Source organism: Nocardioides sp. dk884, assembly GCF_009557055.1.
GTDB lineage: Bacteria > Actinomycetota > Actinomycetes > Propionibacteriales > Nocardioidaceae > Nocardioides.
The window spans coordinates 1,741,857-1,765,820 of record NZ_CP045649.1; the positions used below are offsets into that span (position 1 = coordinate 1,741,857).

The following is a 23,964-nucleotide window of genomic DNA, read 5'->3' on the forward strand; positions in this document are numbered from 1 at the left end:
TATGAGGTTCGGCCCTAGTTTCGCTGATCATTCTGCGCCCTCACCGGGACCGGGATCGGCGATCAGTTCTGCGAGGGCGACTGCCTCTGGCAGGGTCCAGGTCGCGGCTTCCTCCTCGAGGAGGTTCGCCCAGTCGGGGGCGGCGGCCCCGGCGCGAGCGGCGGCGTCGGAGCGTACTTTCAGCGCCAACATGCCGACCCGCATCAGCACGGGCACGTTGAGGTGGCGAGCGGCGACGACCGCCTCGCCGGCGATCGCGGACGCAGCGGTCTTCGACAGGCTGACGGCTCCTGCGGCGGCGTGGGCACCGAACAGCATCTCGGTGCGCTTGTGGGCGCTGGCCGAGCTGAGTCGGGGGCTGCCGGTCTCGCGGTAGGCGGCGATATGGGTGTGCGTTCGGATGATGACCTCGGTGGCGAACATGCCGAGTCCTGGTGTCAGGAGGCCTGAGCAGAGGTTGAGACCGCTGCCGCGGTAGTCGCCGGCGTACGCCTCTTGAGCGAATGTGCGCAGCTCTCGGTCGGGCATGTCGCGCAAGAGCGTCCAGCCCGGCAGCGGCAAGCTCATAGGCGTGACGAAGTCGGCCACCCAGTGCTTGAGCAGTTGTGCAACAGCGAGGGGCAAGTCGACCTGCGCGTAGGGGGTTCCGAACGGGGTCGTCGTCGACTCCCGGACGAACCGCTCGCCGTATTCCCAGTAGGTGCCCTCGAAGGTGCCTGTGCGAACTTGCTTGAGGGCGTTGAAGAACCGGCCGACGTCGTGACCGGGCGAGAGGCCGCGGTGGCCGGGACCGCCGAACTTGGAACCCATGTAATCGACGGGCATGCCCTTGGCGTCGTGTTCCCAGCGCGTGATGAGGTCGGTCTTCTTCAACCAGGCCAGGCCCTCGAGCACCGTGGCGTCGAGCTGGGTGTCGTAGAGGTTGGCGAGCGCGCCGAGGAACCCGGCGACCCCCACCGCTGCCAGGTCACTGCGCTCCCACGGCAGCCTTTGGGCGGAGCGCCACTCGTCGAGCTGATGGAGTGCGGCCGGGTCGAGGATGTCGGTCACCTCCGCCTCGCCCCATTCCTCGTCCTCGCGGCGCCGGCGGTTGTGCTCGGTGAGCACGTCATAGCTAAGTCCGGATGGTGCCTGCGAGATCCGGGTGGCCGCAGCGCGGTCGAGCGGCGTCCCATCGAGGGCCGCTGCTGCCAGGGCCTCGATGTCGTCGAGATCGCGGGTCAGGGCGTCGAGGTTCTCGATGTAGGTGTCGTCGACTGGGGACGGTCGGCTGCCGCGGTCGTCCTCGGGTGCGGTCATGCCGCGTCCTCTTCCAGGTCGTCGGCCAGGACGGTGACACCTTCGGCGAGGGTCTCGGTTGCCTTTTTCTCGTCCTTGAGCTCGTCCAGCTCGGCGTGCAGCTCCTGCAGGTCCTCGTCCTCGGGGCCAGCGACGCGCTCCTTGAGGCGGTCGGCGACGGCGCGGAGTCGGGCGACCCGGTCATCGGCCTCGAGCCGCTGGGCGCGCTCGGCGTCGACCTCGGCCTGCTTGGTCTCGAGCTGGGCGTGCAGTGTCTCGATGCGATCGGCGAGGGAGGCGATGGTCTGACCCAAGTTGGCGACGCGCTCGCGCAGGCTGACGATGACAGCCTTAGCGGCCTCTTCGTTGCCGTCGACGTCGCGGAGGACGAGCTGCGTCACGACGTGGAGCTTGATGGCGTCGGCTGCAACCTGGGCGACCGTGAAGCCCGTGGCGCGACCTCCGAGGGCCGCTGCGCCGGCACCGGCTGCACCAGTGACGCTGGTGATGAGCGCTGCGCCGCCGGCCATGCCAAGGCCGCCTGCGGCGATGGAGCCGCCACCTAGGGCGGCCATGCCGGCCGTCGTGGCGACGGCGCCCGAGTAGCCGAGGACGACGGTTCCGTAGGCGCCCGCGATCGCGGGCGCCGCGAGGCCGCCGGTCAGCACACCGAGGCCGAGACCGGCACCGGCAAGGAGGGCGTACTTGGTCCACGATCCCGCCGTGGACAGCTTCTTGATCGCTTCCTTGTAGGCGGTTTCGACGGCGACGAGGTCTTCGGGATGCAACTGGTCCAACGCCCGGTGCGCTTCCGCGAGGCACTCGGTTCGGGTCGTCTTGTCCCACTTGCCCTCGGTCCACGGCTCGAAGCCGTACAGGTCGATGAGGAGCAGCAGGGCGCGCGATCGCTTCGCGACGATGGGGGAAAGCTCGGGCGCTGCGTCCTCGAGCGCCTCCGGGTTGGGGCCCTCACCGTCGCCGGCGAGCGCGGTCACGGCGGAGGCGACGGCGGGGGACCAGGTGGCGCCCGTGCGCTGGAGCATGGACTCGACGGCCGCGGTCCGGAACGAGTCGCGGACCTCGCGCTTGGCCGGCAGGTACTTGCCCTTGGACGCGGCGATGTCGCGCTGCATCATCCGGTACTGCCACGCGGTGAGGATGAAGTCCTCGTCGGGCGTGAGCTCGAGCTTGGTCTGTACTTGCGCGGCGTCCATATCGCAGACGCTAACCGGAAGCCCCGACACTGTTCGGCGGAACGGTGAGCTGCTCAGTGCCTGCACGGAAGGGTGAACCGCTCCGTGCCTGATCTGGTGAAGGACTCTTCACGAGCCCTACTACCGCTGGCTCGCGAGCCCGGTCACCGACGCCGAGTTGACCGCGGCTTACCGCGCCAACGCATTGTTCGACGCCCACCGCGACGACCCCGAGTTCGGCTACCGGTTCCTGGCCGACGAAGCCCGCACCGCAGGTGAGTCGATGGCCGAGCGGACCGCGTGGCGGATCTGCTCCGAGCTCGGCTGGTGGTCAGCGTTCGGCTCGTCGAGGATGCCCTCAACGCCGCTGCTGCGACCCGCGGCACCCTGGCGGGCGCGATTTTTCACAGCGACCACGGGTCGGTCTACTGCTCGAAGGCATACGCCAAGCTCTGCGCCGACCTCGGCGTGACCCCATCGATGGGCGCCGTGGGCTCCTCGGCCGACAATGCGCTCGCGGAGTCGTTCAACGCCACGATGAGGCGCGAGGTCCTCCAAGACGCCGCCTGCTGGACCGACGAGCCGACCTGCCGCAGGGAGGTCTTCCGATGGCTCGTCCGCTACAACACCGCCGCCGCCACAGCTGGTGCGGCTACCTGTCCCCGTCCACCTACGAGGCCCGCCGGGCCGCTACGCTGCCGACCGCCGCGTAATCACCCACCGTGTCCAAGATCCGGGGGTAGGGCCCGAACGTCATCGGCGTGAGTCCATCACGGCAGCGTCCGCGGGCTTCAGGCCGACGATCTGCGCGAGCAGTTCGTGGGAGCGCATGCGGTCGGCGGGATCGGCGATGAGGTTCTGGATCGTCAGCTCGTCGGCGCCGCTCTCCTCGAGCATCTGCTCCAGCGTCGCACGCACCTCGTCCGGGCCGCCGGCGACGAACCGCGGCCACTGACCGTCGGTGATGCTGGTCGGCTCGGCCTGCTGGGCCGGGGTGAGCTCACTGGCGGCCTCATCGGCCGACGGGACCGTGGCCCCGCCGCCCATCCGGCCTAACCGGGCGTAGAAACCCTTCGCCGAGCCCACTAGGCGCTCACCGTCGCTCTCGGTCTCGCCTACGGAGACGTTCACCGCGAGGATCGCGCGCGGCGACTCGAGGCCGAAGCCCTGAGGGCGGAACGACTCGCGGTAATGGCGCAGGGAAGGAGCAGCCCCAGGCGGGTTGATGAATCCGGCGAGCGTGTAACCGATGCCGAGCCCAGCCGCCAGGTTGGATCCGTTCGGGCTCGATCCCAACAACCAGGTCTGTGGGACGTGGGGGACCGTCGGCATGAGGGGGTTCCCGGCGAACGCGTGGTCCTCGGGAAACGTCCCATACAGCCACGTCAGCGTCTCCAGTACTTGCTGATGATGGTTCGGTTGGAGCCGGCTGTGCCGGTCCTGCTGAAGCGCCAGGTCGATCACCGGGCCGGCTGTCGCGCGTCCCATGCCGAGGTCCACGCGACCCGGAGCCATCGCCTCGAGCTGCTGGAAGAGCTCAGCCACCTTGAACGGGCTGTAGTGGTTCATCAGGACCGCCCCCGAACCCAATCTGATGCGCGACGTCTGCGCAGCCGCTGCGGCGATCAGCAGTTCGGGGTGATGTGAGGCGCCGGAGCGACTCAGGTGGTGCTCGGCGAACCAGACCCGGTGGAATCCGAGCTGCTCCGCATGACGAGTGACCGCCAGCGAGTCGGCCAAGGCGTCGCTCTCGGAGGTGCCGGGTGCGACGGTCCCGAGGTCGACGATGGACAGCTTCATGGGGCAGTTCTCCTCGCAGTTGGTCGGCCACACAACCGCTCGGGGGTGGACCTCCTCGACCGTAACAGGTAGTTGGTTTGACCCAACTTGTTTCTCTCCCCCGCGGTCACTAGGGTCGCGGGCATGGTGGACGACGCGACGCTGGAGGGGCTGGAGCGTTCGCTGGCGGCTCTGATGCGTCTCTTGGCCGATCGCGGCACCGTCGGCGACGTCGCCCGTCGATCCGGGTACGACCTTCCGCCTGCGTCCTGGTCGTTGCTGGAGCATCTTGACGCTCGCGGAGCGCTGCGCGTCTCCGACATCGCGGCGTGCCACGGAGTCGATATCTCGTCGGTGACGCCCCGCCTCAAGCGTCTTGAGGCAGCCGGGCTGGTGGCCCGAGGTCGGGTGCCGACAGATGCCCGTGCCTTCCTGATCAGCATCACGGAGGAGGGGGTCCATGCGCTCGAGAGCGTGCACGCGGCGCGACGCGCCATCCTCGAGCAGGCCGTTGTCGGTATCGACGGCTCGCACCTCTCCATCACCGCCGACGTTCTCTCTGTGCTGACTCAACGCCTGGCGTCCGAGCCCGTCACGATCGGGCAGCGACCCTGAGGCCCAGGCGCGCTGGTGTAGTCACCTCCAGGCTCGCGCTCCGAGGTGAGTCCTGAGACTGCGGGCGGCTGTGCCCCCATTGCCCGCGCCCAGCGCGTTCGGGTTTCCCCTCGACGTCGTGTATCTTGATGTCAAGACATTCTGCTGGACGCCCGGGCAGGGACGGTCGGGTCGAGTAAGGCAAACCTTGCTTTTCGGCCAGTCCCGCTGCGCGGCAAGATGGCAACGCTTTATTTCGCAACGTTCGACGAGGAGATGTTGGCTGTGGCCAGTCAGGACAGCTTCGGTGCCAAGAGCACCTTGGACGTGGACGGGAAGTCCTACGAGATCTTCCGTCTCGACGCGGTGAAGGGTGACGGCCTCGACGTCGACTCCCTCCCGTTCAGCCTCAAGGTGCTGCTCGAGAACCTGCTGCGTACCGAGGACGGCGCGGACATCACCGCCGACGACATCCGGGCGCTCGCCGGCTGGGACGAGAGCGCCCAGCCCGACAAGGAGATCCAGTTCACGCCCGCGCGCGTGATCATGCAGGACTTCACCGGCGTCCCCTGCGTCGTCGACCTCGCCACCATGCGTGAGGCGATGGCCGACCTGGGCGGCGACCCGACCAAGATCAACCCGCTCGCGCCGGCCGAGATGGTCATCGACCACTCCGTCATCGCCGACGTCTTCGGCACCCCCGAGGCGTTCGAGCGCAACGTCGAGATCGAGTACGAGCGCAACCGCGAGCGCTACCAGTTCCTGCGCTGGGGCCAGGGCGCCTTCGACGACTTCAAGGTCGTCCCCCCGGGCACCGGCATCGTGCACCAGGTCAACATCGAGCACCTCGCCCGCGTGGTCATGGTCCGCGACGGCATCGCCTACCCCGACACCTGCGTCGGCACCGACTCCCACACCACGATGGTCAACGGCATCGGCGTGGTCGGCTGGGGCGTCGGCGGCATCGAGGCCGAGGCGGCCATGCTCGGCCAGCCGGTCTCCATGCTGATCCCGCGCGTCGTGGGCTTCAAGCTCTCCGGCGACCTGCCGGAGGGCTCGACCGCCACCGACCTGGTGCTCACGATCACCGAGATGCTGCGCAAGCACGGCGTCGTCGGCAAGTTCGTCGAGTTCTACGGCCCCGGCGTCTCCGCGCTGCCGCTGGCCAACCGCGCCACCATCGGCAACATGAGCCCGGAGTTCGGCTCCACGATCGCGGTCTTCCCGATCGATGAGGAGACCGTCAACTACCTGCGCCTCACCGGCCGCTCCGAGGAGCAGCTCGCGCTCGTCGAGTCCTACGCCAAGGCCCAGGGCCTGTGGCACGACCCGGCCGCCGAGCCCCGCTACTCCGAGAAGCTCGAGCTCGACCTGAGCACCGTCGTCCCCTCGATCGCCGGCCCGAAGCGTCCCCAGGACCGCATCCAGGTCACCGACGCCAAGCAGTCGTTCCGTGCCTCGCTGCGTGACTACGTCGAGGGCGAGGAGGAGAACGGCTACGACGAGTCCGTCGCCGAGACCTTCCCGGCCTCCGACCCGGCGACCAGCAACGGTCACGGCGAGTCCGCCCCGCCGAGCGACCACCTCTCGGCCGCGCCGAAGGACCGTGGTCGCCGCAGCGACCCCGTCGAGGTGACCCTCGAGGACGGCACGACGTTCACGCTCGACCACGGCGCGGTGACGATCGCCTCGATCACCTCCTGCACCAACACCTCGAACCCCTCGGTGATGATCGGTGCCGCCCTGCTGGCCAAGAAGGCCGTGGAGAAGGGCCTCGTGCGCAAGCCGTGGGTCAAGACCACGCTCGCCCCCGGCTCGAAGGTCGTCAGCGACTACTACGAGAAGGCCGGCCTCACGCCGTACCTCGACAAGCTCGGGTTCAACCTCGTCGGCTACGGCTGCGTGACCTGCATCGGCAACTCGGGCCCGCTGATCCCCGAGGTCTCCGCCGCGGTCAACGAGAAGGACCTCGCGGTCGTCTCGGTGCTCTCGGGCAACCGCAACTTCGAGGGCCGGATCAACCCGGACATCAAGATGAACTACCTGGCCTCCCCGCCGCTGGTCGTCGCCTACGCGCTGGCCGGCTCGATGGACGTCGACCTGTTCACCGACTCGCTCGGCAAGGACACCGAGGGCAACGACGTCTTCCTCAAGGACATCTGGCCCTCGCCGGCCGAGGTCGAGGAGACCATCCGGGGCGCGATCGACTCGGACATGTTCGACGCCTCCTACGCCGACGTCTTCGCCGGCGACGAGCGCTGGCGCTCGCTGCCCACCCCGGAGGGCAAGACCTTCGAGTGGGACCCGCAGTCGACCTACGTCCGCAAGCCCCCGTACTTCGACGGCATGCCCGACGAGCCGGCCCCGGTCACCGACATCACCGGTGCCCGCGTGCTGCTCAAGCTCGGCGACTCGGTCACCACCGACCACATCTCCCCGGCCGGTGCGATCAAGAAGGACTCCCCGGCGGGCCGCTACCTGGCCGAGAACGGTGTCGAGCAGCGTGACTTCAACTCCTACGGCTCGCGCCGTGGCAACCACGAGGTCATGATCCGCGGCACCTTCGCCAACATCCGCCTGCGCAACCAGCTGGCGCCGGGCACCGAGGGTGGCGTCACGCGTGACTTCACCGCCGGTGGCGAGGTCACCTCGGTCTACGAGGCCTCGGAGAACTACATCGCCGCGGGCATCCCGCTGGTCGTCCTCGCGGGCAAGGAGTACGGCTCCGGCTCCTCGCGCGACTGGGCCGCCAAGGGCACCTCGCTGCTGGGCGTCAAGGCCGTCATCGCCGAGTCCTACGAGCGCATCCACCGCTCGAACCTGATCGGCATGGGCGTCATCCCGCTGCAGTTCCCCGAGGGCCAGAGCGCCGAGTCGCTGGGTCTCACCGGCGAGGAGGAGTTCTCCTTCACCGGCATCGCCGAGCTCAACGAGGGCCGCACGCCCAAGACCGTCAAGGTCAAGGCCGGCGACGTCGAGTTCGACGCGGTCGTCCGCATCGACACCCCCGGTGAGGCGAACTACTACCGCAACGGCGGCATCATGCAGTACGTCCTGCGCAACCTGCGCAAGGCCTGACCTGCCGGCTCCCCGGAGCCCCCGCACCACCGACGACGGCCCGTCTCCCGCGAGGGAGGCGGGCCGTCTCGCATTTCCCCGCGAATCTCTCGGCACCCGGACCCCTCCTTCCGGGGCCCTCGCGGCGTGGGTGAGGGTGTGAGCGTCTCGAGGAGGACCCGATGAGCACGACCGAGCGGCAGCGCGACCAAGGGGGCGAGCAGTGGGGCGAGCGGTTGCGCGACCTGGCCGAGGAGGCCCCGGGCGCTTTGCCCGAGCCCGCGCTGTGGGACCGCGGTCGCCGCTATGCGCGGCTGCGCCGACGAGGTACGGCGGTCGTCGCGGCGCTGGGTGTGCTCGCGGTCGTGGCGGTGGGCGCGGTGAGCTGGCAGCGTGCGGCGCCGCCCGCCGAGCTCGCGCCAGCCTCCGCGCCCGCGGCGATGCCCGACGAGCTGTTCGTGCCGAGTCCCTGGCTGCCGGGCACCGAGGAGGCGGGGCCGTTGGGGCAGCTGGCCGCGATCATCCCGGCGGACCGGGGCGGCTGGACCGGCGCCGAGATGGAGATCGCCGGGGTCTCGGCGACCACGCGGGAGTACCGGTTCCTGGACCTGCCGGACCTCTACGCCCCGCCCGGTGCGGTGCTGTCCCCGGACGGGCGGCACGTGGCCTACTGGGCCACGGGTGAGCCGAGCGGCACCCCGAACGACAGTGACGCGCCGGTCACGGCGGTCGGGCTCTACGACGCCGCCTCGGGGGAGGTCGAGCGGTACGACATCGAGACCGAGCACGGGCTGGCCGTCGAGGATCTGGTGTGGACCGACCCGTCGACCCTGCTGGTGTCCTACGGGCAGTGGCAGGGCGGCGAGGACGACACGGACATGGACGTCTCGATGAGCCGGACGGCACCGTGGGAGGTGCTGCGTGTCGGGGACGAGCTGAGGGAGCTCGGCTCGCCGCTCGACCACGGTCACGTGTGGGGCGGCGGGGACGGGGTCGTGGTGATGAGCGGGTCGGGACGGAACGCTGGCCGCTGGTTGCTCGATCCCACCCGGCCCCGCCAACCGCAGCGGCTGCGGACCGACCGGGGTTCGTTCGTCCCTCCCCGCGTCAGCCCCGACCGCACCCGCATCGCCGGGGTCCCGGGCCACCGGGCCCCGAACCGGCTGGCGGTTGCGGACCTGAGCGGCGACACACGCGCCGAGTACGTGACGGTCCCCGGTGACAAGCGCACCTTCGAAGTACTGGACTGGAGCGACGACGATCACGTCGTGGTCCTCCGCCACGGGCGCGACGATGTCGGGGAGTTCCACGTGACCGTGATGGAGACCGACGTCGAGACCGGTGAGCAGCGCGAGCTGGTGGACGTGCCAGCTGCCCTCACGAACCAGCCACGCTTCGCCCTCGACCTGCTCGGCGGCCCGATCGTCGAGGCGGTGGAGCCGCCGGACCCGATGGATCCCCGAGCGGTGGTCGGCCTCAGCGGCGGTGCCGTGGCCGCGGCCGGTGCCGGCATCTTCCTGTGGCGGCGACGTGTCCAGCCCTGACCGCGCGGGGTTCGAGGAGTTCGTGGCGGCGCGGCGCGCGGCGCTGCTGCGCACGGCGTACCTGCTGACCGGCGCCCACGAGGACGCCGAGGACCTGGTGCAGGTGGTGCTGGTCAAGGTGGTGCCGCACTGGCACCGGATCAGCGAGCGTCCCGAGCCCTACGTGCGTCGGGCGCTGGCGCGCGAGAGCGTGTCGCGCTGGCGGCGCCGCCGGTGGCGCGAGGTCGGCGCCGCCGAGCCGCCCGAGGTCGCCGCCCCCGCGCACGACCTGGCCGAGCGGGAGATGCTGCGCCGGGCGCTGCTCTCGCTGGCCCCGCGGCAGCGCGCGGTCGTGGTGCTGCGCTACTACGAGGACCTCACCGAGCGCCAGACCGCCGAGACGCTGGGCATCTCCGTGGGCACCGTGAAGTCCCAGGCACGCGACGGCCTGGCGCGGCTGCGCACGCTGGTGCCGGACCACCGCGAGGAGCACGTCGATACGCTGCGCCCATGATCGTCGCGTTCAGCATCAGCCCGTCCGTCGCCGATGAGACCGGAGGGGTCTCCGAGGCGGTCGCCGCCGCGGTGCGGGTGGTCCGCGAGTCCGGGCTGCCGAACGAGACCAACGCGATGTTCACCAACATCGAGGGTGAGTGGGACGAGGTGATGGCCGTCGTCAAGCGCGCCGTCGACGTGGTCGCCGAGGTCTCCCCGCGGGTGGGTCTCGTGCTCAAGGCCGACATCCGCCCCGGCTACGACGGCCAGCTCACCGCCAAGGTCGAGCGCGTCGAGCGCGCGCTCGAGGACTGATGACGCACCAGCCGCCGTACCCGCCGCTCCCCACGCACCAGCCGCAGCCGCCGGGCGGGCCCGCCCCGGCCCCGTCCCCGGCTACGGGCCCGGCGCGGTCGCGGCGTCCGGAGGTGCTGGCGCTCCTCGTGGCGCTCGCGGTGGCGGTCGCCCTCGTGCTCGCCGCGGTGCTCGTCCCGCTCGTACTGGGGGAGGAGGACGAGCCGCCCTCGCTGGCGGCCGTGCTGGTCGTCGAGGAGCTGTCGACGGAGCACCGCACCGAGGACGTCGACTACGACCACGCCCCGACCCTCGGCGGGCCGCACGACCCCGCCTGGCTGGACTGCGGCGTCTACGACGTGCCGGTGCGCGAGGAGAACGTCGCCCACGACCTCGAGCACGGCACTGTGTGGATCACCCACGACCCCGACCTCGCCGCGGCGGACCTCGAGCGACTCGCCGACCGGTTGCCCGCCAACGGCATCATGTCGCCCTACCCCGGCCTGGACGCGCCGGCGGTGGTCACGGTCTGGGGCCGCCAGCTGCGCCTCGAGGGCGCCGACGACCCGCGGCTCGCGCTCTTCATCGCCCGCTACGGGGCCGGCGAGACCGCCCCGGAGCCTTTCGCCTCGTGCGCCGGCGGGCTCTCGGACCCCGACCCGGGACCGTACGGCGGCGCCGGCTCGCAGGTCTGAGGGGCTGTCGCCGACGGCCCCTAGCATCGGGGCATGGACTCGCAGACGACGACGTACCGCACCGGCGACCGCGAGCGCGTGCTCGACCTGACCGAGGACTGCGCGTCGTTCGTGGCGGGTCGCGGCGACGGGCTGCTGCACGTGTTCGTGCCGCACGCGACCGCGGGGATCGCGATCCTCGAGACCGGCGCCGGCAGCGACGACGACCTGCTCGCCGCGCTGCGCGACCTGCTGCCCGCCGACGACCGGTGGCGGCACCGCCACGGCAGCCCCGGGCACGGGCGCTCCCACGTGATGCCGGCGCTGGTCCCGCCGTACGCCACGGTGCCGGTGCTCGACGGGCGCCTGGCGCTCGGCACCTGGCAGAGCGTGTGCCTGGTCGATCTCAACGTCGACAACCCCGAGCGCGAGGTGCGGCTCAGCTTCCTGGCCGGATGAGGGGCCGGGTGAGCCGGTCGGCGGAGCCGAGGCGCCACACCGCGAGCCCGTGCAGGTCGTGCTCCTCGGCGAGGCGGACGCGCGCGGCGTAGGAGCGGCGGTCCGACCACCACAGCCGGGTGCCGTCGGAGAGCCGGGCGCTCCACTCGCCGACCGCGGGACGCCAGCGCGCGACCGCGCCGTCGCGGCGTACCAGCCGTCGGGCACCGGCGACCGTGATGCTGCGGCCGGTGCCGGCGCGCGGCCAGGTGTAGCCGTAGCCCGCGACCCCGAGGTCGAGCCGATCGGCCGGTACGACGCGGAGCGCGGCGCGCAGCGCGGCTCGCTGCCAGCCCAGGGCGCCGATCGGGCCCGGGCCTGACCAGGTCGGGCCGTGCTGGTCGTAGGCCATCAGCTGCACCAGGTCCACGACCTCGCCGAGCTCGCGCAGCCGGTAGCCGGCCTGGCGGTAGGCCCGCAGCGAGGTGCGCGCGGAGACGTCGACGGACACGGTGCGCTCGGCGGGCATCCGGCGTTGCAGCTGCGCGGCCAGGCGCACCAGCCCCGGGGCGTCCGCGCGGCGCAGCCGCTCGAGGTCGAGGTTGACCCCGTCCCAGCTCTGGGTGCGCACCGCGCGGGCCAGCTGCCCGGCGACCCGGCGGATCCGGCGCGGGGAGGACAGCAACCGGTGCGCGGCGCGGGCGTCGAAGTCCTGGATGTGATTGTTCCAGCCGCTGAGCAGCAGCTCGGCGCGCAGGCCGGAGCGGTGCGCGGCGGCCAGCAGTCGCCGCGGCCGGGCCCCCGGCGTACTGACCCGGCGACCGGAGGGGTGCAACAGGCTCGCGACCACGGTGACCGTGGTGAGCCCGTCGGCGTTGCGCTCGATCACCCGCGGGGGCGTGCTCTCCAGGGCGTACCCGGTGACCGCAGGTTCGGCGGCGCCCGGGGCGCTCTCCGCGTGCGCCGGCACGGTCGCCGCTCCGAGCGCCAGGGTGAGCAGCGGGGTGAGCAGCAGGGCGGCGAGGCGGGCGGTCACGGCGCCAGCGTGGCACGCGGGACCGACCCGGGCGATCAGGGATCTTCACCGATGCGAACGCACGCCCAACAGCGGGAGGCTCAAGGTGCTCGCCCTGGCTGAGCCGGGCGACGCGCTGATCCACAGGCACCCACCACCGAAAGGCCGACACCATGTCCACCGACGTCACCGTGACCAACAGTCCTGCGCACCAGCGCTACGAGGCCCTCGTCGAGGGGGAGACGCTCGCCGGGTTCCTCGCCTACCAGGAGACGAACGAGCTGGTGGTGCTGACCCACACCGAGGTCGAGCCGTTGTTCGAGGGTCGGGGGATCGGCGGCGCGCTGGCCCGCGCCGCGCTCGACGACATCCGCGAGCGCGGGCTCAAGGCGCTGGTGGTCTGCCCCTTCGTCCTCGGGTGGCTGCGCCGCCACCCGGAGTACCGCGACCTGCTCTTCAACGCCCCGCGCCGAGGCGACGCCCCGGCGGCCCCCGAGCACGAGCACAGCTGACATGCCCGACTACGGACACCCCGTGCGCTTCGGATCCTTCATCACGCCGACCGCCGCCTCGCCCCGGCGCGGGGTCGAGCTCGCCGTCCTCAGCGAGGAGCTCGGCTACGACCTCGCCACCTTCCAGGACCATCCCTACCAGCCGTCGTTCCTCGACACCTGGACGCTGATGTCGTACGCCGCCGCGCGGACCGAGCGGATCCAGCTCTCCGGCAACGTGGTCAACCTGCCGCTGCGCCCGCCGGCGGTGCTGGCGAAGTCGGTGGCCAGCCTCGACCTGCTCTCCGGTGGTCGCGTCGCGCTCGGCCTGGGCGCCGGCGGGTTCTGGGACGCGATCGAGGCGTACGGCGGGACCCGGCTGACCCCCGGCGAGGCGGTGGACGCCCTGGCGGAGGCGATCGCGATCATCCGCGGGATCTGGGACACCTCCGAGCGATCGGTCCTCGCCGTCGACGGCGCGCACCACCGGGTCCGCGGGGCCAAGCGAGGCCCCGCGCCGGCGCACGACGTACCGATCTGGCTCGGCGCCCTCAAGCCGCGGATGCTGCGCCTGATCGGCCGCGCCGCCGACGGCTGGCTGCCCTCGATGCCGTACCTGAGAGCCGGGGACCTCGAGCGCGGCATGCGGGTGATCGACGAGGCGGCCCGCGCCGCCGGCCGGGACCCCGCGGAGGTGGTGCGGCTGCTCAACATCAGTCCCGACACCGGCGCCGAGGAGCTGGTGCGCCTCGCCGCCGCGGACGGCGTGAGCACCTTCATCGTGATGGGCGACGACGAGGGCGGGCTGCGCCGCTTCGCCACGCTCGCCGAGGAGGTGCGCGACCGGGTGGCCGAGGCACGCGACTGCGCCGCGGCCTGACCCGTCCCCCCGTGGTCGGCTCACTCGAGGAAGGCGCGCAGCGCGCTGTTGACCTCCTCGGCGTGGGTCCAGAGCAGGCCGTGCGGGGCGTCCTCGACCTCCACGTAGTCGGCCTCGGGGAGGGCCTTGTGGAAGCGGCGGGCGGTGGCGTCGATGGGCAGGATGTTGTCGGCGGTGCCGTGCAGGATGAGGCTCGGCTTCCCGCTGGCGCGGACCGCCTCGACGTCGGCGCGGAAGTCCTCGATCCACGACGAGACGACGGCGTACGCCGCCACCGGAGCACTCGAGACGGCGACGTGCCAGCTGGCGTCGACGGCCTCCTGGCTGATCCGGGTGCCGAGGTTCGCCTCGAGGTTGTAGAAGTTCGAGAAGAACTGCGTGAACCACGCGTACCGATCGCCTCTGGCTGCGGCCTCGATCCCGTCGAAGACGTCCTGCGGCACACCGTCGGGGTTGTCCTCGCGGGCGACGAGGAACGGCTCCAGCGAGGCGAGGAAGGCGAGCTTCGCGACCCGCTCGTGGCCGTGTCGCGACACGTAGCGGGCGAGCTCGCCGGTGCCCATCGAGAAGCCGACCAGGACGACGTCACGCAGGTCGAGGGTCTCGAGCAGGGTGTGCAGATCGTCGGCGAAGGTGTCGTAGTCATAGCCGGAGCCGACCTTGGCGGACTGCCCGAAGCCACGACGGTCGTAGGTGACGACGCGGTACCCGGCGGCGAGCAGCTCCCGGGTCTGACGCTCCCAGCTGTGACCGTCCAGCGGATAGCCGTGGATGAGGACGACGGGCTGCCCCGCGCCCTGATCCTCGTAGTAGAGCTCGATCGGGGTGCTGTTCTCGTTGCCGACGGTGATGTGTCCCATGAGCTTGTTCCTCTCCTGTGGTGGGTGCGGACGCTCGTCCTCACCGGGTGGGGCTCCGTTGCCCCGCGCCGTCCGCCCATGCCGGGCCGGACGGCGACGTCTCTAGGCACAGCGTTCCCATGGACCGCTGTCGGCCAGCTGCGTGACTGCCCCGCGTCGACGCGTCGCCGACCGGAGCGCGTCGCTGAACGCGCGGGCGTGCTGGAACCGATCGGACGGGTCCTTGGCGAGGGCCTTCGCGAGCACGCGATCGAGCGCAGCGGGGAGGTCGGGGCGGTAGGTGCTCGCGCGTGCCGGTTCCTCGTGGACGTGCTGGTAGGCGACGGAGACCGGGTCGTCGCCGACGAAGGGCGGCCGCCCGGTCACCAGCTCGAAGAGCAGGCAGCCCGCGGAGTAGAGGTCGCTGCGCGCGTCCGCGGTCTCACCGCGCGCCTGTTCCGGCGAGAGATAGACAGGGGTCCCCAGGGACGGCCGGAACTGGGTGATGGTCGCGGTCGGATCGCGACCGTCCCTGGCGATCCCGAAGTCCACGACCTTGACCGAGCCCTCGGGGGTGATCATGACGTTGGCCGGCTTGATGTCGCGGTGGACGACGCCCGCTCGGTGGCTGGCGTCCAGCGCCGCGAGGAGACCCAGCTGGTGCCGGATCGAGACCGCGAGGGTGGGCCGACCCTCGCGCAGCAGCTCCTTCAGCGACCGGCCGCCGATGTGCTCCATCACGATGAACGGGACGCGGATCCCGTCCGTCGAGCCGTCGTCGATCCGGTGGTGCCCGGTGTCGTAGACCGACACGATCGCGGGATGGCTGAGGCCGGCCAGGGTCAGCGCCTCGCGGCGGAGCCGCTGATGGAGCTGAGCGTCCCGGGCCAGGTCCTTGCGCAGCATCTTGATCGCGACGGTGCGACCCGAGCGGAGGTCGTGGCCGCGACGTACCTCGGCCATGCCGCCTCGACCGATGACCTCGCCCACCTCGTAGCGCCCGTGCAGGATCCGCGGTGTGGGGCCCAGGAGTACGTCGCGCGACGGGAGGCTCATCGGCTCGGCTCCCAGCGGAACAGCCGCCGGGCCAGCGCCGTCGTCGCGACGACCCACCCGAGCGTGGGCGCGAGCAGTCGCAGGGAGTCGCCGAGCGGCTCGCTGCCGCTCCAGGCCTGGGCGATCAGCTCGGTGGCCGACCCCCCGGGCAGCGCTCGCTTGAGGACGGTGAGGTCCTCGGTGCCGGTGAGTCCCACCCAGCTCGCCACCGCGATCACCAGCAGGCTCACGGGCAGCGTGGTCACCTGGGCGTGCTCGGGGGAGTTGGTGAGCCCCGCGGTGGCCAGGGCCAGGCCGACCATCATGGCGGTGATCGCGAGGACCGCGACCGCGAGGATCGGCAGGCGCGCCGGACGGCTCGCGACCGCGCCGAGCACGGCCAGCATCGCCACCACCTGGAGCACGGCGATGGCGACCACCGGCGCGACCAGCCCGCTGAGGATGTCGCGGTCGGTCGCGGCGGTGGAGCGCAGCCGCTTGAGGAAGAGGTTCTGCCGGCGCGAGGCGAGGGTCGTCACGGCCGTGGTGTAGAGCCCGAAGGCCATCACCGTGAACACCACGATCGCCGCGATGTAGCCGGTCCCGGCACTCTCGGAGAAGTCGTCGTGCCGATAGAGGAACAGTGCGCCGACGGCGACCGGGATGATGAGGCCGGTGACCAGGACGAGGCGGTTGCGGAAGATCTGGGCGAGCTCGCTGCGTGCTATGACCAGCATGAGCGCGCCTCCTTTCGAGGTGACGGGTGGTCGGGATCAGGCTCGGCTGAGGGCACGGAAGACGTCGTCGAGGCGGGTGGGGCCGGCTTCCAGGCCGCGCAGCTCGACACCGCTGTCGTGGGCCCAGCCGAGCAGCCGGTGCAGGTCGGTCTGGAGGTTGAACGTCTCGACGTGGAAGGCACCGTTGAGCGCGCCCACGATCGGGGGCTCGGGCGCGCCGGGCGGCAGGGCGAAGGTGATCACCGAGGGCAGGGTCTGGGTCAGCTCGAGCACCGTGCCCTCGCGCCGCAGCGTTCCCTCGTGCATCAGCCCGATCCGGTCGGCGCGCTCCTGTGCCTCCTCCAGGTAGTGGGTGGTCAGCACGATCGTGGCCCCGTCCTCGCGGAGCCGGTCCACCGCGGACCACAGCGCGTCGCGGGACTGCACGTCCAGCCCTGTGGTGGGCTCGTCGAGGATGACCAGCTCGGGCCCGCCGTACACGACGGTGGCGAAGTCCAGGCGCCGCCTCTCCCCACCGGACAGGTGCGAGACCCGGGTGCCCGCCTTGTGGGTCAGGCCGGCGATGGCGAGCACCCGGTCGACGTCGTCGCGTCGTCCGCTCAGCGCCCCGATCAGGCCCAGGGACTCGCGCACCGTCAGGTCGGGGGAGAAGCCGCTCTCCTGCAGCATGATGCCCATCCGCGGCCGTACGACGCGCCGGTCCTGCGGGCTCGCGCCGAAGATCCGTACGGTGCCGGAGGCGGCCGGGCGGTGGCCCTCGACGACCTCCAGGGTGGAGGTCTTGCCGGCACCGTTCGTGCCGAGCAGCGCGTAGAGCTCGCCGCGCTCCACCCGGAACGACAGGTCGTGGACGGCGCGGAAATCGCCGTAGGTGACGGTCAGGTGATCGACGTCGATGACAGGACTGGCGGACATGGAGGTTCCCCTTGCGTCGGGAGCCCGGAGCGGGCGATGTCCTCAGACTGCGGTGGCGGCGGCGGGGTCGCATCGGTGAGAGCCCCGTAGGTGCCCGGCGGCCCTCACCGTGCTGCGTCTAGGTGGTCGCCCCGGCTGGACCCTGGTCACGGGCTGGACCGGGGCTGGCGGTTGTCGCTCGGATCGGGGAAAGTGACCTCCCCGGCCATCCGCCCGGTGCGGTCCGAAGGGGTGGGGGCCGGCGGAGGGGGGGCCGAGATGACCGACCTGGTGGGCCGGCGAGCGGAGAGCGCTGCCGTCGAGGACCTGCTCGCCCGGGCGCGCGAGGGGCGCAGCGGCGCCCTGGTCGTGCGCGGTGAGGCCGGCATCGGCAAGACCGCGGTGCTGGCGCACGCCCGGGACACCGGGGATCGGTGGGGGTTCCGGGTCGAGTCCCTGACCGGGGTGCAGTCGGAGGCGCAGTTCGCCTTCGCTGGCCTGCACCAGCTGTGCGGACTGCTGCTGGACCGCGTGGAGGTGCTGCCCGAGCCGCAGCAGGCGGCCCTGGAGGTCGCATTCGGTCTCCGGGGCGGCCCCGCGCCGGACCGGTTCCTGGTCGGGCTGGCCGTCCTCAACCTGCTGGCCGAGGTCGCCGAGGAGCGGGGTCTCCTGTGTCTGCTCGACGACGCGCAGTGGCTGGACCCGGCGTCCGCGCAGGTGCTGGCCTTCGTGTCCCGGCGGGTGGCAGCCGAACGGCTGGCGCTGGTGTTCGCCGTACGCGACTGCGAGGAGGGAGACCTCCTCCCGTTCTCCGGGATCCCCGACCTGCGCTTGGCTCCGCTCGGTGAGACCGACGCGCGGGCGCTGCTGACCGCCGCCGTGCGGACACCACTCGACGATGCCGTCCGGGACCGGATCGTGGCAGAGGCGCGCGGCAACCCGCTGGCGCTCCTGGAGCTGCCTCGCAGTGCGCAACCGGCGAGGCTCGCCGGCGGGTTCGAGCTGCCCGACGCGCTCGACGTCCCGCACCGCATCGAGGCGAGCTTCCAGCGACGTTCCAGCAGCCTCCCGGCGGAGACGCAGCTGTTCCTCCTGGTCGCAGCGGCCGAGCCGACCGGCGAGATGGCCCTGCTGAGCCGAGCGACGGAGTCGCTGGGCATCGCGAGCGACGCCCACGCTCCCGCCGAGGCGGCAGGCCTGCTGGAGCTCGGCACGCAGGTGCGGTTCCGGCACCCCCTGGTGCGCTCGGCGGTGTACCGGGCAGCCCACGCGGCCGACCGTCGCCGCGCCCACGGCGCGCTGGCCGGGGCGACCGATCCAGCGGTCGACCCCGATCGCCGGGCCTGGCACCGTGCGCAGGCGGTGCTCGGGGTCGACGAGGCGGCCGCTGCCGACCTGGAGCGCTCGGCCGCGCGAGCCCGGGCCCGTGGCGGACTGGCCGCTGCTGCGGCCTTCCTGCAGCGGGCGGTCGAGCTGACCTCCGACCCCGCCGACCGGGTCCGGAGGGCGTTGGAAGCCGCGCAGGCCAAGCACGAGGCGGGTGCCTCCGACGTCGCCCTGGACCTGCTGGCCGCCGCGGCGACCGGTCCGGTGGACGACCTTCAGGCAGCCCGGCTGGCGCTGTTGCGTGCCCAGATCGCCTTCCACACCACGCGCGGGGGCGACGTGCCGGGGATGCTGCTGGACGCCGCCGAGACCCTCGCCCCGCTGGACCCGGCGCTGTCCCGAGAGACCTACCTGCACGCGCTCGACGCGGCGATCCACGCCGGCCGCCTCGCCCGCGGACGAGGGCTGGCGGAGGCGGCCGCGGCCGCCCAGCAGGCTCCGCCGTCCACGGGGCCGCCGCAGCCCGCCGACCTGCTGCTGGACGGACTGGTCGCGAGATTCACCGACGGCTTCGAGGCCAGCGTCCCCACCCTGCAACGAGCCCTCGCGGCGCTGACCGACCGCGACTCGTGCGCCGACGACGCCCGCTGGTTCTGGCTGGCCTGCCACGTCGCGGCGATGCTGTGGGACGACGAGGCCCTCTACTCGACGGCCTGCCGCGCGGTCCGCCTCGCCCGCGAGGCCGGCGCCCTGGCCACCCTCCCCGCCGCGCTCAACGGGGTGACCTACGTGCTGGTGCTGCGCGGGGAGGTCGCCCGGGCCGGAGAGCTGGCCGCCGAGGAGGCGGCGATCACGGAGGCGACGGGCGCCCCGCCGCTGCTCAACGCCCGCCTGATGCTGGCCGCCTGGGGCGGTCGGGAGCGGGAGACCGTGGAGCTCTACGCGACCATGGTCGAGGAGGCGACGGAGCGCGGCGAGAGCACCATGATCGACCTCGCCCAGGCGATGCTTGCAGCGCTCCACAACGGCCGGGGCAACTACCCGGACGCCCTCGCCGCGGCGATGCCGCCGTGTGAGCACGACGTGGCGTTCAGCAGCCTGGCCCTCCCCGAGCTCGTCGAGGCCGCGTCGCGTGCCGGACAGCCGGAGCGGGCCGCCGCCGCAGCCGACCTGCTCGATCGGCGGGCGCGTGCCAGCGCGACGCCGTACGGGTTGGGGCTGGCGGCATACGCCCGCGCCCTGGTCAGCTCCGGGCCCGCTGCCGAAAAGCACTATCGCGAGGCGATCGAGCGGCTCCGGGGCTGCCGGATCGCCGCCTACCTCGCCCGGGCCCACCTCGTCTACGGCGAGTGGCTGCGCCGCGAGCGCCGACGCCACGAGGCCCGCGAGCAGCTCCGCACCGCCCACGAGATGCTGAAGGCGATGGGCGCGGACGCGTTCGCCGAGCGTGCCGCCCGCGAGCTGCGTGCCACCGGCGAGCACCCGCGCAGCCGGACCGCGCAGCCGACCGACGCGCTCACCGCTCAGGAGCTCCACATCGCGCGGTTCGTGGCCACCGGGGCGACCTCCCGGGAGATCGGCGCGCAGCTGTTTCTCAGCCCGCGCACGATCGAGGCCCATCTGCGCAACATCTTCCGCAAGCTCGGCATCACCTCCCGCCGCCAGCTCAAGGAGCTGCCGCTTCCCTGACCGGGGCCGGGCACCGCGTGCCACGGGGTCAGTGGACGCCCGCGTGCACCCGCTCGGCGATCCGCTTCTCCAGGGCGTTGAAGTCGGGGGCGTTCACGTCCCGCTCGGCCGGGAGATCGATCCGGACGACCTCCGCCACGTGCCCCGGTACGCCGTGGGAGGCGCCGCCGGCCATGATCACGACCCGGTCGGCAAGGTAGACCGCCTCCTCGATCGAGTGGGTCACGAAGACCACCGTCGTGCCGGTGTCGAGGTGGATGCGCCGCAGCTCGTGCTGCATCTGGGTGCGGGTGAGCGCGTCGAGCGCACCGAACGGCTCGTCCATCAGCAGCACCGCCGGGTCGGTGGCCAGCACACGTGCGATCGCGACCCGCTGCTGCATGCCGCCGGACAGCTCGCCGGGGAACCGGTTCGCGAACCGGGTCAGCCCGACCACCTCGATGAACTGCGCGGCCCGCTCCTTGCACACACCGCGCGGCAGCCGCTGCTGGCGCAGGCCGTAGCGGACGTTCTCGGCGACGGTGAGCCACGGGAAGAGCCCGTAGTCCTGGAAGACCACGCCGCGGTCGGGTCCGGGCCGGGTGACAGGGGTACCGCCGACCTCCACCCGGCCCCGGGTCTGGGACTCGAAGCCGGCGAGGATCCGCAGCAGCGTGCTCTTGCCGCACCCGCTCGCACCCACCACGGCGACGAACTCGCCCGCCCCGATCTCGAGCGAGACGCCGGCGACGGCGTCGACGCCGCCGGCGCCCGAGCCGCCGTACCGCTTGCCGACGTCGTCGATCAGCACGCGGCCGACGTCGGCGGAGCGGGTCAGGTGGGCGAGGTGGCTGGTCGTCGTCATCAGGACCTCACAAGGGGACGGCGACCGAAGAGGCCGCGGAAGCCGTACAGAAGGATGCGGTCGGAGAGGAAGCCGGCCATGCCGATCACGATCATCCCGACCACGACGCGGTCGGTGCGGACCTGCTCGCGGGCCAGCGTGATCATCGAGCCCAGGCCCCACTCGATGCCGTTGCTCTCGCCGAGCACGAGGATCACCCAGGCCAGGCCGAGGCCGAGGCGGAGCCCGGCGACGATGCCGGGCGTGGCGGCCGGGACGATGACCTTGAGCAGGACGCCGACGCGGCTGGTGCCGAGCATCTGGGCGGCCTCGACGAGCCGGTCGGGGACCTGCTGCACCGCGCCCAGCGTGTTGAGCAGGATCGGGAAGAACGCCGAGAGCGCGATCAGGAAGATCGTGGCCTGGCTGCCGAAGCCGATGATCAGCAGGATCAGCGGCACCCACGCGGTGGCCGGGATCGGGCGGAACAGGTTGATCGCCGGGTCGAGCGCGGCCAGCACCAGCCGGTAGCGGCCCATCAGCACCCCGAGCGGGATGGCGATGGCGGCCGCGACCGAGAACCCGGCCAGCACCCGCCCGGTGCTCGCCCAGAGGTGCTGCCAAAGCGTCGCGCTGAACGCGTCGTCGTGGACGCCGCCGAAGGCGAAGTCCCACATCAACGTGGCCACGTCGGCCGGTGGCGGCAGGAAGCCCATCTTGATGTCGAAGACGAGCACCCAGCCGCCGCGGACCCCGAGGTCCCACAAGGCGACGATCAGCGCCAGGACGCCCAGGCCGAGGAGTCCCCGCCCGGCCTTCGCCAGCCGCGCGGCGTTGACCTCGCTCACGAGCCAGCGCCCGACTCGGCGGGCTCCTCGCGCGAGGCGAAGGAGGAGTCGATGAGGTCCTCGACGGCCGGGGCGGCGTCGATCATGCCGAGCCGCGCCATCTGGGTGGCCAGGCTGGCGATCTGGGTCTCGTAGGTGGGGGAGAGATCGGCGCGCATCCAGAAGTTGTCGAGCGCGGTGGCGAAGACGTCCTCGTCGCCGCCGTACTGCTCGACCATCTCGGGCAGCCACTCGTCCTGGTGCTCGGCCATGTACGTCGTGGTCGCCGCGTGCGCGTCGACGACCTGCTGGACCAGCTCCGCGTCCTCCGCGATCGTCTCGCCGGTGGCGATGAGGGCGATGTTGAGGCGCCCGATCTCGGTGGAGTACGGGTCGGCGATCGGGGTGCCGCCGGCGCCGATGGCGAGGGAGACCCCGATCTCGGGGGCGGCGAACGCGTCGATCTGGCCGGTCTGGAAGGCGTTGAAGAACTCCGGCGGAGCCAGCGAGACGAGCGAGAGGTCGTCGACGTCCACGCGCTCGCGCTCCAGGACCAGTCGCAGCGCGACGAGCTGGGCGCTGGACTCCAGGTAGCCGACCTTCTTGCCGACCAGGTCCTGCACCGAGTCGATGCCGGAGCCGCCGATGATGCTGCCGCCGTCCGCAGCGGCGGCGAGGATCTTGACGTCGCGCCCCGCGGCGGCGCCGGCGATCGTCGTGGTGATGCTGCCGACAGCAAAGTCGATGGACCCGCTGGCCAGGGCGTCGTTGAGGGCCGGCGCGGTGTCGAGCGCCACGACCTCGATGTCGAGGTCGTCCTCGGTGTGGTCCTCGTAGAGGTACGGCGCGTAGAAGTGCGGCTGGCCGCGCAAGGTGCCGACCTTGATGGTCGTCGAGTCCTCGCCGTCCGGCTCCGCGCTGGTGCCGGTGGAGGTGCAGGCGGCGAGGGACAGGGACACAGAGATGGCTGCGACGAGTGCCGCATGCCGACGTGGTGAGCGCATGCCTCATCGTGCGCAGCGATTGTTGCGGGACCGTGTGGCAGTCGTTGCCGGCAGGAACGCATCTGCAGCACGTGTGTTTCAGACGCCGACAGCCCCGCGCTCGCGTAGGTTGCGCCTGTGCCGCTGCGACAGCTGGATGCCTCGACCGAGCTGACCCTCCGCTGGCGGGTCGACGTCGCGCCGGACCGGCTCTGGGACTGCCTCACCGACCCGGGACTGCTGGCCCAGTGGCTCGGCCGGCTGGTCGCCGGCGGCGTCGCGGCCGACTCCGACTTCGTGGTCGACCACGGCGACGGCTACTGCTGCCGCTCCCGCGTGCTCGTGCACGACGAGCCGCACCGGCTCGCCTTCACCTGGCACTTCCCCGACGAGCCGCCCTCCGAGGTCGCGCTCGAGCTGCGCGGTGCCGGCGAGGCCGCCACCGACCTGCGGCTCACCCACCGCGGCCTGGGCGACCTCACGGCGTCGTACCGCGACGGCTGGTGCGTGCACCTGACCTACCTGGAGGCTGCCGCGCTCGGTACGCCGCTGCCGGCCTCGATGTTCTGGCAGCTGCACGCCACCGTCGCGGCGTTGCACGGGGGCTGACTGCGGGCGCGCCTGTGGCGGGAGGACCGCGTTACCAGATCCGGGCGACGAGGGTGAGACCTGCGTTCCCCCTCCTCGTCAGCTCGAGGCGGCCAGCTCGGCGGCGGAGCGCAGGATGCAGAACTCGTTGCCCTCCGGGTCGCTCAGCACCACCCACCCGGAGCCGGGACCGTGCTTCCCACGCAGGTCCGCGACGACGGCGGCGCCGTGGGCGAGCAGCGTCTCGAGCTCCTGGTCGCGGGTGCCCGCACGCGGCCGCAGGTCGAGATGCAGCCGGTTCTTGCCCGCCTTCGGGTCGGGCACCTCGATGAAGAGCAGTTGGTGGCCGGTCGCCGGGTCGAGGATCATGCATTCCTCGTCCCCCTCCTGGTTCGGGTCGTCCTCGATGTCGACGTAGCCGAGCACCGGCTTCCACCACTCGGAGAGGGCATAGGCGTTCGCACAGTCAATGGTCGTGTGGGAGATGAAGGCGGTCATGGCGTCAGCGTCAC

Annotated in this window: 23 protein-coding genes and 1 pseudogene; 12 read left to right on the forward strand and 12 right to left on the reverse strand. The window is 71.9% G+C overall.

All coding sequences use genetic code 11. From position 1 onward, the window contains the following. Positions 1-27 precede the first annotated feature (27 nt). Both GFH29_RS08450 and GFH29_RS08455 read right to left on the reverse strand, forming a co-directional pair. Complete coding sequence (locus GFH29_RS08450; protein ID WP_153322923.1) at positions 28-1,299, reverse strand: hypothetical protein; 1,272 nt, start codon at positions 1,297-1,299, stop codon at positions 28-30. Further along, positions 1,296-2,492 (reverse strand): hypothetical protein, encoded by a 1,197-nt coding sequence (locus tag GFH29_RS08455; protein ID WP_153322924.1) that lies wholly within the window; start codon positions 2,490-2,492, stop codon positions 1,296-1,298. Before GFH29_RS08455 ends, GFH29_RS08450 begins: the two co-directional genes overlap by 4 nt. Before the next feature lie 321 nt (positions 2,493-2,813). Between GFH29_RS08455 and GFH29_RS08460 the strand changes: the two are divergent. After that, positions 2,814-3,184 (forward strand): annotated as a pseudogene (locus GFH29_RS08460) (transposase); the annotation flags it as partial. A gap of 40 nt (positions 3,185-3,224) precedes the next feature. Here the strand turns inward: GFH29_RS08460 and GFH29_RS08465 are convergent. Then, positions 3,225-4,271: an MsnO8 family LLM class oxidoreductase gene (locus tag GFH29_RS08465; RefSeq protein ID WP_153322925.1), complete on the reverse strand. Its 1,047-nt coding sequence runs from the start codon at positions 4,269-4,271 to the stop codon at positions 3,225-3,227. A 123-nt stretch (positions 4,272-4,394) separates the two neighbouring features. Here GFH29_RS08465 and GFH29_RS08470 point away from each other — a divergent pair, with 123 nt between their 5' ends. From GFH29_RS08470 to GFH29_RS08500, 7 genes are all read left to right on the forward strand, one after another. Further along, the gene (locus GFH29_RS08470; RefSeq protein ID WP_153322926.1) at positions 4,395-4,865 is read left to right on the forward strand and encodes a MarR family winged helix-turn-helix transcriptional regulator; all 471 of its coding nucleotides are present in this window, start codon (positions 4,395-4,397) and stop codon (positions 4,863-4,865) included. 255 nt (positions 4,866-5,120) lie between these two features. Further along, complete coding sequence (locus GFH29_RS08475) at positions 5,121-7,922, forward strand: aconitate hydratase (protein WP_323368685.1); 2,802 nt, start codon at positions 5,121-5,123, stop codon at positions 7,920-7,922. A 161-nt stretch (positions 7,923-8,083) separates the two neighbouring features. Continuing rightward, entirely contained in the window at positions 8,084-9,445 is a 1,362-nt protein-coding gene (locus GFH29_RS08480) for a hypothetical protein (protein WP_153322928.1), read from the forward strand. Next, on the forward strand, positions 9,432-9,938 hold the full coding sequence (locus GFH29_RS08485; RefSeq protein WP_153322929.1) for a SigE family RNA polymerase sigma factor: 507 nt from the start codon (positions 9,432-9,434) through the stop codon (positions 9,936-9,938). The genes GFH29_RS08480 and GFH29_RS08485 overlap by 14 nt, the downstream gene beginning before the upstream one ends. Next, positions 9,935-10,234 carry a thiamine-binding protein gene (locus GFH29_RS08490; RefSeq protein WP_153322930.1) on the forward strand — a complete coding sequence of 100 codons (300 nt, stop codon included), beginning with the start codon at positions 9,935-9,937 and terminating at the stop codon, positions 10,232-10,234. The genes GFH29_RS08485 and GFH29_RS08490 overlap by 4 nt, the downstream gene beginning before the upstream one ends. Positions 10,235-10,347: 113 nt before the next feature. Further along, positions 10,348-10,908 carry a DUF3105 domain-containing protein gene (locus GFH29_RS08495; protein WP_194288993.1) on the forward strand — a complete coding sequence of 187 codons (561 nt, stop codon included), beginning with the start codon at positions 10,348-10,350 and terminating at the stop codon, positions 10,906-10,908. Positions 10,909-10,941: 33 nt separating this feature from the next. Then, positions 10,942-11,346 carry a secondary thiamine-phosphate synthase enzyme YjbQ gene (locus tag GFH29_RS08500; protein WP_153322932.1) on the forward strand — a complete coding sequence of 135 codons (405 nt, stop codon included), beginning with the start codon at positions 10,942-10,944 and terminating at the stop codon, positions 11,344-11,346. Here the strand turns inward: GFH29_RS08500 and GFH29_RS08505 are convergent. Continuing rightward, a complete protein-coding gene (locus GFH29_RS08505) occupies positions 11,327-12,361 on the reverse strand; it encodes a glycosyl hydrolase family 18 protein (protein WP_194288992.1) in 1,035 nt (344 codons plus the stop codon). The two genes, GFH29_RS08500 and GFH29_RS08505, sit on opposite strands and share 20 nt — an antisense overlap. A 152-nt stretch (positions 12,362-12,513) precedes the next feature. Between GFH29_RS08505 and GFH29_RS08510 the strand changes: the two genes are divergently transcribed. After that, positions 12,514-12,852 (forward strand): GNAT family N-acetyltransferase, encoded by a 339-nt coding sequence (locus GFH29_RS08510; RefSeq protein ID WP_153322934.1) that lies wholly within the window; start codon positions 12,514-12,516, stop codon positions 12,850-12,852. A gap of 1 nt (position 12,853) precedes the next feature. Beyond that, the gene (locus GFH29_RS08515; RefSeq protein ID WP_153322935.1) at positions 12,854-13,711 is read left to right on the forward strand and encodes an LLM class flavin-dependent oxidoreductase; all 858 of its coding nucleotides are present in this window, start codon (positions 12,854-12,856) and stop codon (positions 13,709-13,711) included. Positions 13,712-13,731: 20 nt separating this feature from the next. Here the strand turns inward: GFH29_RS08515 and GFH29_RS08520 are convergent, their stop codons facing one another. From GFH29_RS08520 to GFH29_RS08535, 4 genes are all read right to left on the reverse strand, one after another. After that, complete coding sequence (locus GFH29_RS08520; protein ID WP_153322936.1) at positions 13,732-14,571, reverse strand: alpha/beta fold hydrolase; 840 nt, start codon at positions 14,569-14,571, stop codon at positions 13,732-13,734. A gap of 102 nt (positions 14,572-14,673) precedes the next feature. Beyond that, entirely contained in the window at positions 14,674-15,606 is a 933-nt protein-coding gene (locus GFH29_RS08525) for a protein kinase domain-containing protein (protein ID WP_153322937.1), read from the reverse strand. Further along, positions 15,603-16,322: an ABC transporter permease gene (locus tag GFH29_RS08530; protein ID WP_153322938.1), complete on the reverse strand. Its 720-nt coding sequence runs from the start codon at positions 16,320-16,322 to the stop codon at positions 15,603-15,605. The genes GFH29_RS08525 and GFH29_RS08530 overlap by 4 nt, the downstream gene beginning before the upstream one ends. 36 nt (positions 16,323-16,358) lie before the next feature. After that, on the reverse strand, positions 16,359-17,237 hold the full coding sequence (locus GFH29_RS08535; RefSeq protein WP_153322939.1) for an ABC transporter ATP-binding protein: 879 nt from the start codon (positions 17,235-17,237) through the stop codon (positions 16,359-16,361). A 258-nt stretch (positions 17,238-17,495) separates the two neighbouring features. Here GFH29_RS08535 and GFH29_RS08540 point away from each other — a divergent pair, with 258 nt between their 5' ends. After that, entirely contained in the window at positions 17,496-20,231 is a 2,736-nt protein-coding gene (locus GFH29_RS08540; protein WP_153322940.1) for an ATP-binding protein, read from the forward strand. Between the two features lie 28 nt (positions 20,232-20,259). On the opposite strand, the gene GFH29_RS08545 is transcribed toward GFH29_RS08540, so the two are convergent. Genes GFH29_RS08545 through GFH29_RS08555 form a run of 3 tightly spaced genes read right to left on the reverse strand, consistent with a single transcriptional unit; the run spans position 20,260 to position 22,840 of the window. Continuing rightward, the gene (locus GFH29_RS08545) at positions 20,260-21,075 is read right to left on the reverse strand and encodes an ABC transporter ATP-binding protein (protein WP_153322941.1); all 816 of its coding nucleotides are present in this window, start codon (positions 21,073-21,075) and stop codon (positions 20,260-20,262) included. Beyond that, complete coding sequence (locus GFH29_RS08550; RefSeq protein ID WP_194289586.1) at positions 21,075-21,902, reverse strand: ABC transporter permease; 828 nt, start codon at positions 21,900-21,902, stop codon at positions 21,075-21,077. Before GFH29_RS08550 ends, GFH29_RS08545 begins: the two co-directional genes overlap by 1 nt. After that, the gene (locus GFH29_RS08555) at positions 21,899-22,840 is read right to left on the reverse strand and encodes an ABC transporter substrate-binding protein (protein WP_194289587.1); all 942 of its coding nucleotides are present in this window, start codon (positions 22,838-22,840) and stop codon (positions 21,899-21,901) included. Before GFH29_RS08555 ends, GFH29_RS08550 begins: the two co-directional genes overlap by 4 nt. Positions 22,841-23,002: 162 nt before the next feature. Here GFH29_RS08555 and GFH29_RS08560 point away from each other — a divergent pair, with 162 nt between their 5' ends. After that, positions 23,003-23,473: an SRPBCC family protein gene (locus GFH29_RS08560; RefSeq protein WP_153322943.1), complete on the forward strand. Its 471-nt coding sequence runs from the start codon at positions 23,003-23,005 to the stop codon at positions 23,471-23,473. Between the two features lie 78 nt (positions 23,474-23,551). On the opposite strand, the gene GFH29_RS08565 is transcribed toward GFH29_RS08560, so the two are convergent. Then, entirely contained in the window at positions 23,552-23,950 is a 399-nt protein-coding gene (locus tag GFH29_RS08565; protein WP_153322944.1) for a VOC family protein, read from the reverse strand. Positions 23,951-23,964 lie beyond the last annotated feature (14 nt).